Genomic DNA, 16,429 nt, shown 5'->3' on the forward strand with positions numbered 1-16,429 from the left:
CTACTGAGATGACGCACATAGCACTCAAGTGACATTTGGGGAATAGAATGGCGAGGTGGGGAACTAGCGGAGGTTTTGATGCTTCTTGCGATAATCTTGAGGGGATAATCCGGTCATCTTCTTGAACAGCTTGGCAAAATAAGAAAAGTGTACATAGCCGACTTCCTCTGCGATATTGCTGACTTTATCATTCGTCTCGACCAGGAAATGCTTCGCTCGTTCGATGCGCAGCTCCGTCATATAGTCCGACAGGGAGAGCCCCGTCTCCTTGCGGAACAAGCGTGACAAATAAGCCGGATTGCGATAGACATGCGCGGCGATGCCGTCACGCGTCAGTTCGGTATGGACATGCTCTTGAATGAATGCCTTCACCTTCGCAATGACGGCTGATGCATCGCGAGGACGCTCTGCCAGCGCTTGTCCCATCTTGGTTACCATTCTCCCGGCCCATATCATCAGCTGCTGCGAATTCCGCGCGGCTTGAATGTCCTTCAGTTCTTGAACCGTATACACATCGTAGATCGAGAACCCTTTGAGATAAGCTGCGCGATACAGCATGTTCAGGAACCCATAGTGAAACAGCTCCAGCGCTTCGCGGCTTGCTTGCTCAACCTGCCAGCGCTTTAACGTCTCTTCCAATTGGATGACGAGCTGTTCATGTCCGCCATTATCGAGGAGTGCCCCCCAATCGGTGAAAGAAGGAATGGGAATCCCCGTATCCGTACCGACAGTTTCAATTCCCGCTTGTGTTGCCGCATCCTGCACGGATTGGGGCGCGGATACATTGGCTCGTTCCAAGTGCTGCAACCGTTCAAGCGCGCCTGCCAGTCCGCCGATAGCTGCCGCCTCTCCCACATAACAGGAAACTCTGCAGTGAAAATAGATCTGGCATGCCTGCACGTACTCGGCGCATCGCCGAAGCAACAGATCGCGATCGGCGATTTCGCTTTCGTCCAAATAGAGAAGGGCCATATTGAGTTCGTTTCGGTCCTGCAGCACCGTGCCCGGCCAGTTCCCTAAGATGATCTCCGCGGCAGATTTGCGCAGCGCATACTCCATGATGCTCTCATCCCGCGCATCCAGCTCAATGTCCCATTGCTCGATGCTGAGCAGGACCGGCAGAACCTTGCTGCTTGCAGTCAGCGGGATTTGATAGGATTCCATTTGCCGATGGAGCCGCTCCGGGGACAGCCTCACTCGGCCTGCCAGCAGCTCTTGCCAGAAGCGCTCCACCAATATCGGAAGCTGGCTCGTCCACTGTCTGCGGTTCGCATCCACCAATTGTTCGATTTGCTGTCTCTCTCTTCGCATCCCGATCTCGGTGATCGCCCGTTTCACAATCGACTTCAGATCATCGTGATCGACCGGCTTCAAGATGTAGTCAAAGCAGCCGTTATGCATGGCCTCCTGCGCATAATCGAATCTGGCATGTCCCGTGAGGAATATCGTCAGCGTCTGCGGCTTGTTGTCCCGAATCCAGCGGAGAAGCTCCAGTCCATTCATCCCGGGCATTTCGATATCGGATATCACCAAATCCACGGGATGCTCCTCCAGCACCCGAATGGATTGAAACACATCCTCTGCTTCCCATATGGACTGGATAGGCAAGTCACTCCAGTCGATCCCTTGTGCGATTCCTTTCAGCGCATAGATTTCATCATCCACAACAAGCATGCTGACCATTATTTTCGCCCTCCTTCGTAAGTCTGACCGTTATTCATGGCCTTCGAACGTATTAGGCCTCTCTAGGGGGAGACGCATTTGCACGATAGCCCCTCCGGGCTTCCCGTTCATGAATGTAATGCCGCCTTCATGGCCGTATAACATTCGGAAGCGGCGCAGAATGTTCCAGATTCCCAAGTGATGCTCGCCGGAGCCTTCTAGCTCAACGCCGGTTTGCAGCCCCTCGAGAACGGCTTCCGGAAACCCCGGACCATTGTCAATGATAGTTAGTTTAATAAATCTGCCCGCGTCCTCTTCATCCTGCTCCGAGTAAATGCCGATGCGGAAAGGCATGCCGTCTTGAACCTTCTTATTAAACCCGTGAATGACCGAGTTCTCGACAAAAGGCTGCAGCAATAAAGGCGCAATCGGCACCGGCGCATGCTCCGGAATCATTTGGATTTCGTATTCCAGCTTCGCCACATAGCGGATTTTCTGGATCTCCAGATAATGCTCGATATGCCGAATCTCATCTTCAAGCGAAACTACGGCGCGATGGCCGAGCATGACGAAACGGAAGTAGTCCGCTAGGTGCAGGCTCATTTTCTGAACCAGCTTGTAATCCTTCAAAGCGGCCAAATTATAAATAATGTTCAAGCTGTTCATGTAGAAATGAGGATTAATCTGGATCTGCAGATGCTTGTACTCCGCCTTCTGGACACGAATCTGCTCCTCGTAGACGTCAATCTTAAGCTTCTCGATTTGCTCGGCCATCTGGTTGAATGTCCCTGACATAAAGGCGAATTCACTGTTATCGGTGTTAACCGGCATCCTTACGTTGAACTGGCCTTGACCCAGCTTCCGCATGCCCCGTACGAGCGCAACGAGCGGCTTAAACATGACGCGCTGGAGGAATAGCAAATAGAAGGATAAGACGATGGCCACGGTTAGCGGAATCCAGATATAGAGCATCTTTTGGAAATAGGGGAGGTTTTTCAAAATATACGTTTCCGGAATTACGATCATGTAGTGGATATCCGATATGGCCGAAGGCTGCGTGATGACGAGAAAATGATTCTGATTCCAAGTCGTTCTGTTTTGCTTGGTCATCTCCACAATATCCATCTGCACGATGGATTCCTTTACTACAGGCAACGGGGAGTTCGTTAAAGGGTTGCCCGCCGGATCGACGACGAACGCGGCGCCGTCGGGTCCAACGTCAAATTTGCTTAAGACCTCATTTAATCGATCGACCTGCACAAGTGCGCCAATGTAAACGCCCGAGCCCAGATCGACGGTTTTGATGAGATAATTGGTGTCGTTCGGAATGGAGAAACGCTCCCAGCGCTGCGTCTCTTCCGGTAAATCCTTGGAGGCTAGTTTCGTGGTATAGTCCTGCAGGGCGGACTGCACTTCCGCGAAATGGAAGCTGTATTGCGTAGCGAAGAACATATCGTCGTCCTTCCGAGAATAAACGAAGAACGTGTCCACTTTATTGTAGTAGCCGGTATCGAGCAGGAACCGTCTCGTCAGCTCCATCTTCACCATCGTATAGTCCGAGTCTTCTTCGGCCAGAGACAGCTCCTGCAGCGATTGAATGTTGGGGTCGCCCTGCATGCGATACAAATAGCGCATCGTTTCCTGCAGGATCGCGTCGTTATTTTGCACCTGCTGCTCCATCAAATTATTGTAGTGCAGCGAGATTTGATCACGCACGACTTTTGTCGCATAGATATTATTGTAGACAAGGAAGAGCACCATCGGTGCGGTCATGAGGAGAAAGCCGAATACGATCTTGAAACGAACGGATTGCCAAAATGGCATAGGATTCCACCCTCATTTGCTAGCATTCAACCCACTATCAGCATACCTTACACGAATGAAAGCGGCAACAAAATATCCCGGTTTTCGCAGTGTACTCCCATTCTATTTACCTAATATTAGGGTAGTCCGTTTCTAGGTCTCGTTTCCTGCATCGCTGCGTTCCTCTATGAATCGAATAAGCAGCTCGCGATCTTCTTCAAAAGACAACGCCAGCTCCCTGATCTCATCTGCCGACTTCCAAGCGATATCATAGATCAGTCCGTCGGGATCTTGGATACACCGATCGCCTCCAACTATCTCACCACGGAAATAGGCGATTCTATCGTGTTTCAATAGGAGTTGTGCCCCCAATTGAATGCGATAGCCAGTCTCCTCGAAAACCTCGCGGATGCAGCAGTCCTCATAAGATTCGTTCGTTTCCCGTCCTCCTGACGGCACAGACCATCTTTTCTCCTCGTGCGGCTTCCCTTGCATCACCATGAGTAGCTCGCCGGATGCGTTGAAACAGATCGCGGCTGACCCGCTCCAGCTCAAGCGGAACCACAGCGATTCGATCTGCGCCGCATGATGGCGGTTATGCCAAACAAACCGCTGCAGCGCTGTATCCAGCGTGATGCTCCCAAGCGCCAGCGTGCGTAGTTTTCTGCTGAATTGCTCTGGTTTCAATCCTTGGAGCAACGTCATAAACCGCCGATGCAGCAACTCCAGTAAATCTAGCGCATCCTCAATCGGCACCTCTCTATAATCATGCAGCTCCGCCCATAAATCCTCCCGATACGTCGCGCCGAGCGGCTCTTCCTCCGTTAGTGCGCGCTTGAACCTCAAATATGCATTCATATCGTTGTCTGCCAGATGATGCACGATTTGCCTTGCGGACCAGCCGTCTTCGCGGTATGGAATGTCCAGTTGTTCCGAGCCGAGGCTTCGAACCAGCTTCCTCAATGCCTTGGCAATATTGGGAATCTCCTTGATGAGGGCTGCTCGTTCTTCATGCGTAGCAATCGGCGCCGCTTGAAACGGTCCGATTGGGAAGCGAATGTCGTCCATAGGTTTGGTTACCCGCCTTTTCTGAGGATTACGATTCTATCACCGCCATAATCATCTCAACTATATTCGAGCAACGATATTCGAGCAACGATAAAATGAATCCTTTTAACGCTCCTGCAGGCATGCGTCCCGACCCTTTTCTAGCAATGCCGCATAGTTTAGTATAAAAGGAATAGGTGATACTGTGGGACAACTTATCGATGCACGAACATCCAGCAATATTCCCGTCGTTCTCACGGAGTTTGATACTTTCCCGCTCGATACCCCCGTCATCGTTGGGCAGGTAGGGCTGAATATTCCACACAATACCCCGGGAATTATCCGGGTTCAATTGACGGGGATGGCAGGCGTCGCGCTTCCAACGGATTTTCCGCAAGGGTTCCTGCTGGAGCTTTACATGGTACGAGGTCTTACGATCGACGATTCGCTTATCTACAAATCCCAGCACTCGTTCGATTCCGGCCTACACACGGTTGGATTCTCTGCTTCCGATTATAATATTCCTGCTCCTGTATCAGGGCTGCAACCCTACACGTTATTCGCAATCGCTCGCTCGGAAGGAATCGCTCGCGTCGGTCCGGAGAACTTGAACGCTTCCGCTTATTTCGGATAGTCAACGGCAAAGGAAAGGCAGTCGATCGGTGTTGATCGACTGCCTTCGCTTTACATATCATTGCAATGTCCTCGGATTGCTAGAACCCTGTATTCCCGTTTAACACCGGCACGACCAACGGATTTGCGTTCGTGTAGTTCGCCAGCGCATTGCCGGAAGCAACGTTGAAGTTGAATTGCGTTCGACCGCCGCTGTCCCCATAGGACGTGTTGTCGATATGAATGCCTTCGGTCTCACCATTGGTTATATTGTTGAGCTCGATTCGCACATTAAGCATCGGGTTCACGTAGAGCCAGAACTGAATCCCTGCATGGTTGTGGCCGGTATGACCCGCTTTGTTAATCGTATTCCGTTGGAATTTGAGGCCGTTGATCGTATACGAAGGTTTCGTCGGTTCAACCGGCTCCGTCGTGACGATCATGCCTGCGTTGAACGTGCTGTCGATGTAGTTATCGCGATAGATCAAGCTGTTGCCGCCAACGTCGGACATACCGCGTCCCCAGTAGCTGGCGATAATCGTGTTGAACTGCGCGATGTTGTTGTTTGCGACGCCCGGGAAGTTCATCAGGTTCACCTGCGCAACTCCATCATCGCCAAGTCCACGCATGAAGTTGTTCTGCGCGATGTTACCCGCGTTCCCGTCATCGCCCCAATGGATCCCGTCGAAGTACGTATTGTAAAGCCGTACATTCTGAATGGTCGAGTTCGACCAATCCGTCCAGCCCTCCAAGCAGCCCATATGCTCTGCCCACAGATTTTGCAGCACATTGTTAGAACCCGTACCCGGATTAGTGAGCACGATAATGCCATAATGCGCATCCCGCTGCGTATCCACGCTGCTGATACGAAGATCGGAGATCGTCGTATTATTGTTAAGCGTGAATCCTACCTCGCCGCCCCAAATTCCATTGGTAACCGTGCTATGCAAATGGGAATACCAGATGCCGGCACCCTTCAAGCTTACGCCTGACGGAACAACGATTTTATCGCTTTGGTTATAGGTTCCGGGAGGGAACCAAACGTTCTTGCCAGCCGAAGCTGCGGCGTTAACCGCGCTTTGTATGGCTGCCGTATCATCCGCGATCCCATTGCCGGCCGCATTGTATGGCGCCGATTTGACGGAGATATAATTCGCCGGCATCGCAATCGGAGCCGCCGCCGTCTCCAGATCAATCAGATCGATCCCGTACCAAGCGAGGCCGTTGCCGGAATCCTTTTGCAGCTTGATCGTATCCCCGGCATTGATATCAATCGTAAAATCCTTATCGTCAAAGCTTCGTACATACGAATTTCCCGGCGCCGTATCATAATTGAACGTAGAGGTGAGCGATAAGTCTTGACGTTTCACGCCGTTGACATAGAGAGCCAGCGTCCCGCTCGTATTCTGCGGAATGCTGTACCGCAAGATCATCCGATTCGCATCGCGAACATTCGTCCACTGGACAGACTCGCCCGTTGCATCGAGGTGCACATAGCTTTTGCCGGAAGCGGCTTCCTTCTTCATCGTCGCATCATTATTCGTTGTCGCGCCGCCGCCAAGTGTGCCGTTTTCCGCCTCGTAGGTTGTAAAAGGCATCGTTGCACCGCGCGAATTGTTGTTCGTCAACCGGATCCAATTGATATTCGCGATGCCGGAGCCCGAAACCCCTTTCACGTATAGATTATGCGTGCCCGTTGCTGAGCCCGTGATCGGCCAGGTTTGCGTCTCGAACGTATTCCAGCTGTCCGTATTGGCCACTGTAAATGTGCTGATTACCGGACCCGTCAGGCTGTCGAGACGAACCTCGAACTTATTGCCCGTCGCTATTGCCGCAACGCGGGCTTCAAGCGTCTTGTAGCCGCCGCTTAAATTCACATTGTTATACACCATATAATCGTTCGTATCAAAGCCGCCAACCTGCTGGCCGCCTCCGGTATCCGTCGTTGTTGCCGCCGTTACCCCGGACATCGAATTATAGCTCTCCGCCTCGATCTTTATGGCCGTTGTCATCGTCACGACCGGCGACCAATTCGTTTCATCAAAGTTCATATTGCCATTCGCATTGATGACAAAATACAGCGCATCCCCAGCCTCGACATGAATATTCGATACCCCGCTTGGCGTGACATCGGCTGACGGCGTCACAGTAGCGCTCCAGAGCTGCGTCGTATTCTTGAAAATCTTAGCGACAACGCCGTTACTGCTGGCATTCACTTTGAGCACATTGCCCGTAATATCAACGTTGCCTGCCTGCGGCGCAACCCATTTCTTCACCGCATCATAGGTGTTCTCCGGGTGAAAGAAGGAATCCCTTACATACGGATAACCGGAAGTTTCCTTCCACTTGGCCGGGGCCGTCGCATCATAGACGCTGAGATAGGAATACGTGCTTCCTGTCTTCTTCATATTGAACCAATTTCCCGCTCCTTGCGTTGTACCAAAGGAGGAAAAAGCGCTGTATGCAACCGTTTCGGGAATCGGGGCCGCTTCGGACTTCCCCTCATTCACGAGCAAACCGCCGGCAATGAGCGCAAATGCCATGGCACCATGGATGCCTTGCCTCAACTTTCTTCTGAACATCGCTGCATGTCTCCTTTTCACATGTTTTCATAAGCCAACGTTTCGTTACGTTCATCAAAGCCGATCACACTTCTCCACACCACCTCCATCTCAAAGAGATTAGGCAAGATGAATCTGGATGTCGATGACTGTACAACTGAAGCGCTTTCTTGAAACTGCGAGAGGAAATCTGGGCAATTGAAGCCCAGCATCTTAAAGGTACCATAGTGGACTAAGCAATTTTTTAACATGTTATTAGCAAATTATTAACTTTCTATCGAAGACAAAAAAAGAGACCGCCTTGCGCGGTCTTACTTCTAGCGTTAATTCATCCTCTATTTGGACCCCAAAACTCTTGCGTCCACCAAGTCCCATTCCCTGATACATAGCCGACACCTAAATGAGTATAATCGCGACTCAAAATAGCCTCTCTATGCCTTGGGCTGGCCATCCACCATGCGACTGCCCTTTGTGGCGCAGATGTTGCTCCGCTCACCGTGCCATAAATATTCTCTCCTAAATATGCATTTAGATTGATTCTATAAGATTTCAGTATCCCCGGGAACATGCCATATCGGGGCGAGTTATGGCTAAGCAATCTATTGTTTTTCATATCTTGCGACTTAGCTCTTGCAGCAGTGAACAGAATGGAGCTCAGCGTTAATGCAGGTATCCCTCTTCGCGTCCGTTCTAAGTTCGTTAATCTAGCAACCTCTAATTCAAACGAGTTTGCTTTAATTGTGATTTTGTTTGTGTCAGTCAAATTTCGACCTCCTCTTTCGTGTAGATAATGTATATATATGGTAAATATTCGATTTGGTTTGGACAAGTTGCTTTTCCGCTGAATTTCGCCAGGATCTGATATGTCGCAGCCGATTTGGTGCGGAGCCAGGGATAGCCGCTTGATGGTGACACTGTATACAAAGAAGAAGACCGGGCGCTCCTCTTAAGGAGTACCCGGTCTTCTTGGTTTCTGTATGTCGGGTCTTAGCTATTAGCTAGCTTAAGTCCTTCTTTAAATAATAATGCTCGAAGCCGCCGGCATTCGGGATCACCCCATAGGTTTCGTAGCCTTGTTTCTTATAGAAGTCCAGCGCTTGGAAGCTGAGTGTATCCAGTTTGCTGAAATCACACTTTTTCTCCCTCGCAATCCGCTCTGCTTCATCAAGCAGTTTCGTTCCGTAGCCGCCATGGCGCAGCTGCTCATCCACATACAGGTAGTGGATCTCCAGCCAATTCCAGCATATCTCACCGACTAAGCCGCCATAGATATGACCGTCAGCATCCTTCAAGAACACGTTCACCTCTTGATACCTGCTTCTTAGCTCCTCGGGAAAATGATTTCTGTTAAAGGCGTACATATTGTTTCTAACATAGCTTTTGTCATCTGCATGAGCCGATGCTGTTGAGATGAATAATTCCATTGCGTTGCGATCCCCCCTTAAGCTGAAGGCCGGAATCGCTTCATGGAGTGTCCGGCCCTATCCTATGGTTATAGATTCTGCACGCTGATTCCTGCCGCCGGATTGAACGTCAGCATTTTCGTACCGATCTTATCGATAAAGAACCGGTCATGGCTGACTGTTATGACCGCCCCCGGGAAATGGATCAATGCCTGTTCCATCACCTGAATGCTCGTGAGGTCCAGATGGTTGGTCGGCTCATCCAAGATAATGACGGCTGCTCCGGAGAGTAGGCATTTGGCCAGTGCGACGCGGGCTTTCTGTCCGCCGGATAGATTGCCGATGAACTTGCTTAAATCCATCTCCGAGAACTGCAGCATCGAGAGGAATTTGTTGACCTTCTTGCGCGGAGCATCCAAGCCCAATCCGTAAGTGTTCACGGCATGGCTGACCGTATCCTTCGGATCGAGTTCTTCCCACATTCGGTTGAAGTACGCGTAGCTGACGCCCTTCTCCCACGTTACCTCGCCGGATTCAGGTTTCTCCTGACCTGTGAGCACCTTAATCATCGTGGACTTCCCGCTGCCGTTAGGACCAACGATGACCAGCCGATCTTCTTTCTGTATATCAAAGCTGACATGCTCGAAAATTTGCCGTCCCTCATAGGATTGGCCAATATTTTTCACTTCGCACAGCTTGTCCGGGAAACGCAGCTTCTCGTAAATATCCGTAATCAGCACGTTAACCGGATGCGGCTCGATCCGTTTCTTATTATCAGCAAGCTGACGGGAGAGGCGGTCCTTCGACGATTTGCGGCTTGCCCGGCTGTCGATCGCTTCGGATTCCATCAGGAGCAGCTCTTCCTCCCACTCGAACTGCCGGTCGAGCTCCTTCTTGCGCATCTTTTTCTTGCGAATATAATCCGTGTAGTTGCCCTCGTATTCTTGAAAATGATAGTTTTCGATCTCAATCATGCGCGTTACCACTTTATCGATAAATTGCCGATCATGCGAGATGAGGATCATGGCGCCTTTGAAGCGATACAACCACTGTTCCAGCCACGCAATTCCTTCTATATCCAAGTAGTTTGTCGGTTCGTCGAGCAATACGACATCGGGCTGCTCTATGAGCATCTTGGCAAGTGCCGCACGGTTGCGCCAGCCTCCGGACAGTTCATCAACCGGCTGATGGCGCGACCTGTCGTTGAAGCCAAGCTTCGTCAGCACCGTGTTAATTTCAACAGACACATTCCAGCCGTCCAGATGCTCCATTTGTTCGAACAGCTCCGCCTGTCTCGCAAGCAGCCGCTCCATTTCGCCATCATCGGTGACAAAACCAAGCTTCTCCCCGACCTCCTGCAGCTCGCGCTCGATCAGCGCGACCTGCTCGAAGCAATTTTCCAGCTCCTGTTGAACGGACAAGCTGCCGTGCATTTCGGAGAATTGCGAGAAGTAGCCGATTCGCACCTGCGGATCTATTTCCACATTTCCGGATGTAGGCTCCTCTTGTCCCATAATAAGCTTGAAAACCGTCGACTTCCCCGCTCCATTACGCCCAATTAGGCCGATTCGTTCTCCTTGCGCGACTTTAAAATAAATATTGCGAAAGATCAGCGTCTCTTCATATTTCTTCGTTACATTTTCCAGTCGTATTACGCTCATGACTATCACCCTTCTGATTCCGTCAGTCTTAGGTGATTATAACATTAGTTGGCACAGAATTAACTCGAAACCCTCGCAACTGTCGCGCCAGCATGATCTACCAGCTGAATGAGCCACAACGTCACACCAACATGTACCATACACTGGCACCAGAATATAGCTTTGCTCTTGCGATAAATCAGAAACACACTGAAGCATATCGCCAATGAAATGAAGACCGCTATAAGATATGAAATCACAATGAATAGAATTGGGCTAATTTCAATAGGCAGCAGTTCTTTCCCTTTATAACAAAAAAACAGAGGCAGCGAGGAAGTCACGCTTCTGACTTCATCGCTGCCTCTGTTTTTGGGCTGCTGAAGAGAATGTTGCTGCATCTGCAACATTTGCTAGATTTGGCCCTCATTCTTGGAGAAATGTTGCGCGGTATGCAGCATTTCTCCCCGCAAGAGGCGGTAACGCCCTGTTTGGCTAGCAAATGTTGCATTTACGGCAACATTTGCTCGGTTCGGACACGTGGAAGGATGAACGGCGACGCCGAGCTGGAGCGACTAGCCCGTTGAAATACCGACGGGCCGTCACCACTTTGGCTTCATCGCTGTTTTCGACTAAACACGCTAACAAATCGTAGAGGGCTTATTTAGCGAAATATAGCCCGAAATTTATTCTAACGAATCGTAGAGGCGCTATTGAGGGTAATTGGAGCGAATAAAGGCATGAAAACATGAAATAAGACCTGTAGGATTCGTTAGATTTTCAAATCGTTTCATTTCGCTCAAATAAGACCTCTGGGATTCGTTAGAGTGAAAACCAATCTGCTGCGGAATCATTCGGCGGCGGCTGAGTCACAACGAGTGTGGATCACGGCAGTTTCATTAAGATTGTGAATCTGCCAGTGTCCACTGGACGATACGCTCTAGCCGCGAGCCGACTTTCGCTTCTGATTCGGCCGTGTACGATTGACCGCGGTCGGCGTGTTCGCCTTCCGAGGAGGGCCGAAGCCGAGCTGCGTAATATACGCGCGCCAACGTTTCTCGTATTGGGCGAACGTTGACTTCACCTCTACCGCGATCGCATCACGGTGGCGGACGGTTCCCATTTCCTCGTGACGGCGGTAGGCGCTAAGCGGTTCCGGGATGAGCAGAAACGGAATACCGGTCAGCAGCACGCGGTACCAGTAATCCAGATCATGCGTATACTTCAGCCCCTCATGAAACGGGCCGGTAATCCGATAGAGCGCCTTGCTCATCATGACCGTGCAGCCGTTGATGGGGTTGCTCGTTTGAAGCGCGCGATAGAACGCGCCTTTCTCATAGCCCGGCGGGATGAGGTCGAGCTCCGTCATCTTGCCGCGGCCGTCGATGATGTCGAAGCCGGTGTGACTGATGAGCGCTTCTTGCTCCTCCATCGCCTCGACTTGGCGTCTGATTTTGTCCGGATAGAAGCGGTCGTCGGAGCTCAGCCAGGCCACATATTTACCGCTGGCAAGGCGGAACCCCGCGTTCAGCGCGCTCGCAGTGCCGCCGTTCACCTTACCGGCATAATGAATTCGTCCCTCATACGGACGCAGCTTCTCTGCATGTTTCGTTGAGCCGTCATCCACGACAATAATTTCGATATTGTCATAGGTCTGCGCGAGTGCACTCTCGATGGCTTCCGTCACATAGGGGTCGTTATAAAAGGGGATGACGATACTCACCCTCGGGTTTCCCATCCTACCTGCCTCCTGCTGCTTCTTCTCTAATGTTGTATTCCAGCTCCAGCCTAAGCCTCAGCTTCAGTTCAAGCTTCGGCTCCGGCTGCTTCAGCGCTGCCGCGCCGCCTCCAGCGTTTCGCGCAGCGACTGCTCCATCGTGATAAGCGGCGTCCAGCCAAGGGCGATGACGCCTTCGCAATTCGCGGGATCCGGCGAGGCGGCTTGCGACTCGCCAATCTCCCACTGCAGCGGATGCCGCGCCAGCGCATCGAAGGCATCCGCGATCTCGCCGAGCGTGCGCATCACGCCGGACGCAACCGGGTAGATGCGGCCGCTCTCTCCGGCGCGCAGCAGCAGCTCATACGCGCGAATCGCATCGCGCACATCCAACAGATCGCGCAGCTCGCTGCGCGATGATAGCCGGAACGGCGCCGGCGCTGCAGCGCCGCTCGCTGCTGCCTGCTCCGCCTTCGCCGCGTAGCGCGCAAGCAGTGCGCACAAGCCGCCGGATCGGCCGGGACCGATCAGATTCGACGGCTCGGCGATCACGACCTCCATGCCGTAGAGCGATGTCCAGCTCTGCGCAATCAGCACCTGCATCGTCTTGCTCAAGCTGTACGGGTGCTGCGGCTGCGGCCGCTCCGCACCACCTTGGCCCGCTGCAACGAGCGGGAACCGCAGCATCGAGCCGGCCACTACGACCCGGCAAGGAGCCCCTGCCCGCCGCACGCCTTCAAGCACATGTACGGTGCCCATCACATTGCTTTGCAGCACGGCTGCGGGGTCATTCCATGAGGCACCAACCGCATTGGCGCCTGCCAAATGCAGCACATATTCCGGTTTGGCTTGCTCAATAAGCGCCAGCACCTCGGATTGCGCTGCCAGATCACAAGCCAGAGTCGCATGGACGGCGTTCAGCCACGCCCATTCTTCTGCATCTTGCTGCGGCAGACGGCGAACAACCGCCGTCACCTCCCAGCCCGCCGCGCTGAAGTACCGGCATGCATGCTCGCCGCAGAAGCCGCCGGCCCCTGTTACCAGCAGGCGCGGGCGGCTCAACCTTCATTCATCCAGTTCGCAAGCTCCTCCAGCATCGGTACATAGCCGGGAGCAAGGTAACCCCAATCACTGCGCGTGGCTGCAAGCGTCCGGTCTATATACAGCCGGTCATCCGGTACGATTTTGATCCCGCTTACCTGGAAAGTGGATTGAATCAAATGCAGCAGCGTGAGCTTGCTTACCGTTTCGGCAGCTGTCAAATGAACCAATCCCCCAATCGTCGGATTTGCAATGGCATAATCCACTGCTTTGGCCAGCTCAAGCGTGGTGACCCCGTTCCACCACACTCTCGCATAGCCGCTGACGGTTCCCTTTTGCTCGAAAAACCATTTGAGCAGTCCGATCCCGTTCGGCCTGATCTCAGGCCCAATAATGGAAGTCCGAATCGTGAGATGGCGGGAGCCAGGCGCTTCGCCGAGCGCCTTGGATCTCCCATACACGGAGGTGCCGTCCGGCACATCCTGCTCCGTATAACCGCCTCTCATTCCGCTGAACACGCAATCCGAGCTAATATGAATGACGCGTGCGGGTGTGTCCAGATGATCCGCCAGATGCCGCAGCCAGTGAGGCAAAAAACCATTCACCTGATAAGCCGCAAGCGGATGCTGCTCCGCATCCTGATTCAGCACGCCTACCGCATTGACGATAACATCCGGCTGAACGGTATGCACAAGTGCAGCAACAGCCTCACTGTCCGAGGCGTCAAGGCGCAGCCCGTTAGCTCCCTCCTCTGCCGCTCGAGTCGTGTACACTACATCCATTTCAGGATGCAGCTGTGCAAAATACCGAATCAGAACATGACCTGCCATGCCGCTTCCTCCGATAATGAGCAGCTTCATGACAGAAACCCGCCCCGGTTCAGCATGGAACGAATTTCTTCCTTGGTCAGCAAGGACTGGCTGGAGCTGTAGCTCTCGAAATCGACGCTCGGATAGCTGCTGTAATGCTGACGAAGCCCCGGAATATCAAGCGTTGGCAGAATGACCAAATACTCTTCATCGTACACGACCGTAGTCGTGCTTTCATGGTCTGTCAGCAGAATCTCATGTATTTTCTCCCCTGGCCGAATCCCCGTTGTCACCATCGTCGCGGGAATACCCAAATCCTCGATCAGTACGGCAGCCAAGTCTACAATCCGGCAGGTTGGCATCGTCATCACGAAGATTTCCCCGCCAATGCTCTCTTCGGATGCTTTGAACAACAGCGTGATGGCATCCTGCAGCGTCAAGAAGAAACGCGTCATGTTCATATCCGTAATCCGCACTTGCCCCTTTTCTCTGATCTGATTCATAAACAGATGCACAACGCTTCCGTTCGTGCCAAGTACATTCCCGCCGCGTACGCAGACAAATGTCGTCTTGGAATGCAGCAGATTCGCGTACACGATCAGCTTCTCGCCAATCGCTTTGGTCATTCCGTAGAAATTCGACGGGTTCGCCGCCTTGTCTGTGGAAATGTAGACCACTCGTTTTACCCCGTTTGCGATTGCGGCTTCGATAACATTCTGCGTTCCGATCACGTTCGTTTTGAGCGCTTCATACGGCTGATCCTCACAAACGGGCACATGCTTCAGCGCTGCCAAATGAAACACATAATCGACCCGCTCGCACGCACGCATCAACGCTTCTTTATCCCGAATATCTCCGATGCAGAAGGACAGACGCGAATCCTCAAACGCGCGGCTCATCGCCACCTGGCTGGACTCGTTACGGGAAAACACAATAATTTGTTTGGGCTGCTGAGGCAGCAGCTGGCGGATCAGTTCGTAGCCCCAGGACCCTGTTCCCCCGGTGACCAGTATGCGCTGATTAGTAAACATTCCATTTCCCTCCAAGCACAAATTTAACCACTTTATCCGACACATCTTTGGCCAAATACCCGTCCGGACACTCCCAGGCCGCAGGCAGCGAAGTCATGATGACCGCAGCCTCTTCGATTCGCTCCGCCTTTAAGCCGCACACCACGTTGCTGCCGCAATCAACGGTTTCCGGACGCTCCGTCGTCTGCCGGATGGTGATGGTTGGCACTCCGAACAGGCAGCATTCTTCCTGCACGGTACCGCTGTCCGTGATGGCGCAGAAGGCATGCTGCTCCAGCCGAACAAAGTCGAAGAACCCCAGCGGCTCATAGAACACGACCCGCTCATCCATCTCCACGCTCACCGAACCGCTGTCGATCCGCGATCTCGTCCGTGGATGAACACTGCAGATAACACGCTTGTCAAAGCGCTCCGCTACGCGATTAAGCCCCTCCAATATGCCGGTCAGCCGCTCCGGCACATCGACGTTCTCCGCGCGGTGCGCTGTCACGAGCACGTAACTGCCAGCCTGCAGACCGAAGCGTTCCAGCACATCGCTGGCATCAATCTGCGGCTTATAGTGCTCAATCACTTCATGGATCGGATTGCCTGTCAGCACGATCCGATTGCTGGGAAAACCTTCTCTCAGCAAGTTGTTCTTGCTGTACGACGTGTACGGCATGTTAATACTTGCGATGGCATCGATAATCCGGCGATTCTTCTCCTCTGGAACCGACAGATCGTAACAGCGGTTGCCCGCTTCCATGTGTACAACCGGAATGCCCATCCGTTCCGCGATGATTGCGCAGAGTGCGCTGTTCGTATCGCCAAGCAGCAGCACCACATCCGGCTCATGGGCGATCAGAATGCGTTCCACCTCCGCAAACATGACGGACAATTGCCCGCCGAGCGTCTGCCGTGTCTCCGTGAACAGATAGTCCGGCTGCCTGAGTCCCATTTCCTGAAAGAACACATCGCTAAGCGACGGCGAAAAGTTCTGTCTTGTATGCACGAGCACATGCTTCTCGGCCAGCGCATCCAGCTTCTGAATGATAAGACTCAGTCGTATAATTTCCGGGCGCGTGCCCAAAATCGTTACAACGCGCATGAAACGTCCCTCCTTCGTC

13 protein-coding genes are annotated in these 16,429 nt (G+C 52.5%); 1 reads left to right on the forward strand and 12 read right to left on the reverse strand.

Features of this window, described 5'->3' with window-relative positions; all coding sequences use genetic code 11:
• Positions 1-63: 63 nt before the first annotated feature.
• From I8J30_RS04620 to I8J30_RS33885, 3 genes are all read right to left on the reverse strand, one after another.
• A complete protein-coding gene (locus I8J30_RS04620; RefSeq protein ID WP_210655785.1) occupies positions 64-1,683 on the reverse strand; it encodes a response regulator in 1,620 nt (539 codons plus the stop codon).
• 30 nt (positions 1,684-1,713) lie between these two features.
• Positions 1,714-3,486 (reverse strand): cache domain-containing sensor histidine kinase, encoded by a 1,773-nt coding sequence (locus tag I8J30_RS04625; RefSeq protein ID WP_210655787.1) that lies wholly within the window; start codon positions 3,484-3,486, stop codon positions 1,714-1,716.
• 132 nt (positions 3,487-3,618) lie between these two features.
• Positions 3,619-4,533 carry a YfiT family bacillithiol transferase gene (locus I8J30_RS33885; protein ID WP_210655789.1) on the reverse strand — a complete coding sequence of 305 codons (915 nt, stop codon included), beginning with the start codon at positions 4,531-4,533 and terminating at the stop codon, positions 3,619-3,621.
• A 184-nt stretch (positions 4,534-4,717) separates the two neighbouring features.
• Between I8J30_RS33885 and I8J30_RS04635 the strand changes: the two genes are divergently transcribed.
• Entirely contained in the window at positions 4,718-5,146 is a 429-nt protein-coding gene (locus I8J30_RS04635; protein WP_210655791.1) for a hypothetical protein, read from the forward strand.
• A 79-nt stretch (positions 5,147-5,225) separates the two neighbouring features.
• On the opposite strand, the gene I8J30_RS33540 is transcribed toward I8J30_RS04635, so the two are convergent.
• From I8J30_RS33540 to wecB, 9 genes are all read right to left on the reverse strand, one after another.
• Positions 5,226-7,706, reverse strand: a complete 2,481-nt coding sequence (locus I8J30_RS33540; protein ID WP_210655793.1) for a carbohydrate-binding protein — start codon at positions 7,704-7,706, stop codon at positions 5,226-5,228.
• Positions 7,707-8,013: 307 nt separating this feature from the next.
• Positions 8,014-8,448 (reverse strand): CAP domain-containing protein, encoded by a 435-nt coding sequence (locus I8J30_RS04645; RefSeq protein WP_210655795.1) that lies wholly within the window; start codon positions 8,446-8,448, stop codon positions 8,014-8,016.
• A 235-nt stretch (positions 8,449-8,683) separates the two neighbouring features.
• Positions 8,684-9,109 (reverse strand): GNAT family N-acetyltransferase, encoded by a 426-nt coding sequence (locus I8J30_RS04650; protein ID WP_210655797.1) that lies wholly within the window; start codon positions 9,107-9,109, stop codon positions 8,684-8,686.
• A 68-nt stretch (positions 9,110-9,177) separates the two neighbouring features.
• Complete coding sequence (locus I8J30_RS04655; protein ID WP_210655799.1) at positions 9,178-10,749, reverse strand: ABC-F family ATP-binding cassette domain-containing protein; 1,572 nt, start codon at positions 10,747-10,749, stop codon at positions 9,178-9,180.
• Between the two features lie 916 nt (positions 10,750-11,665).
• Positions 11,666-12,463, reverse strand: a complete 798-nt coding sequence (locus I8J30_RS04660; protein WP_210655801.1) for a glycosyltransferase family 2 protein — start codon at positions 12,461-12,463, stop codon at positions 11,666-11,668.
• 90 nt (positions 12,464-12,553) lie between these two features.
• A complete protein-coding gene (locus I8J30_RS04665; RefSeq protein WP_210655802.1) occupies positions 12,554-13,504 on the reverse strand; it encodes an NAD-dependent epimerase/dehydratase family protein in 951 nt (316 codons plus the stop codon).
• On the reverse strand, positions 13,501-14,343 hold the full coding sequence (locus I8J30_RS04670; protein WP_210655804.1) for an SDR family oxidoreductase: 843 nt from the start codon (positions 14,341-14,343) through the stop codon (positions 13,501-13,503). The genes I8J30_RS04665 and I8J30_RS04670 overlap by 4 nt, the downstream gene beginning before the upstream one ends.
• Positions 14,340-15,323 carry a polysaccharide biosynthesis protein gene (locus I8J30_RS04675; RefSeq protein ID WP_091213212.1) on the reverse strand — a complete coding sequence of 328 codons (984 nt, stop codon included), beginning with the start codon at positions 15,321-15,323 and terminating at the stop codon, positions 14,340-14,342. Before I8J30_RS04675 ends, I8J30_RS04670 begins: the two co-directional genes overlap by 4 nt.
• Complete coding sequence (gene wecB, locus I8J30_RS04680; RefSeq protein WP_210655805.1) at positions 15,313-16,410, reverse strand: non-hydrolyzing UDP-N-acetylglucosamine 2-epimerase; 1,098 nt, start codon at positions 16,408-16,410, stop codon at positions 15,313-15,315. The genes I8J30_RS04675 and wecB overlap by 11 nt, the downstream gene beginning before the upstream one ends.
• Positions 16,411-16,429 lie beyond the last annotated feature (19 nt).

This window comes from Paenibacillus lignilyticus, from assembly GCF_017942085.1.
GTDB classification, from domain to species: Bacteria; Bacillota; Bacilli; order Paenibacillales; family Paenibacillaceae; genus Paenibacillus_Z; species Paenibacillus_Z lignilyticus.

Bases quoted from the DNA above. Each gene is read 5' to 3' on its own strand.
- I8J30_RS04660 (WP_210655801.1), bottom strand. From the start codon at position 12,463: ATGGGAAACCCGAGGGTGAGTATCGTCATCCCCTTTTATAACGACCCC.
- I8J30_RS04670 (WP_210655804.1), bottom strand. From the start codon at position 14,343: ATGAAGCTGCTCATTATCGGAGGAAGCGGCATGGCAGGTCATGTTCTG.
- I8J30_RS04650 (WP_210655797.1), bottom strand. From the start codon at position 9,109: ATGGAATTATTCATCTCAACAGCATCGGCTCATGCAGATGACAAAAGC.
- I8J30_RS33885 (WP_210655789.1), bottom strand. From the start codon at position 4,533: ATGGACGACATTCGCTTCCCAATCGGACCGTTTCAAGCGGCGCCGATT.
- I8J30_RS04625 (WP_210655787.1), bottom strand. From the start codon at position 3,486: ATGCCATTTTGGCAATCCGTTCGTTTCAAGATCGTATTCGGCTTTCTC.
- I8J30_RS33540 (WP_210655793.1), bottom strand. From the start codon at position 7,706: ATGTTCAGAAGAAAGTTGAGGCAAGGCATCCATGGTGCCATGGCATTT.
- wecB (WP_210655805.1), bottom strand. From the start codon at position 16,410: ATGCGCGTTGTAACGATTTTGGGCACGCGCCCGGAAATTATACGACTG.
- I8J30_RS04620 (WP_210655785.1), bottom strand. From the start codon at position 1,683: ATGGTCAGCATGCTTGTTGTGGATGATGAAATCTATGCGCTGAAAGGA.
- I8J30_RS04655 (WP_210655799.1), bottom strand. From the start codon at position 10,749: ATGAGCGTAATACGACTGGAAAATGTAACGAAGAAATATGAAGAGACG.
- I8J30_RS04675 (WP_091213212.1), bottom strand. From the start codon at position 15,323: ATGTTTACTAATCAGCGCATACTGGTCACCGGGGGAACAGGGTCCTGG.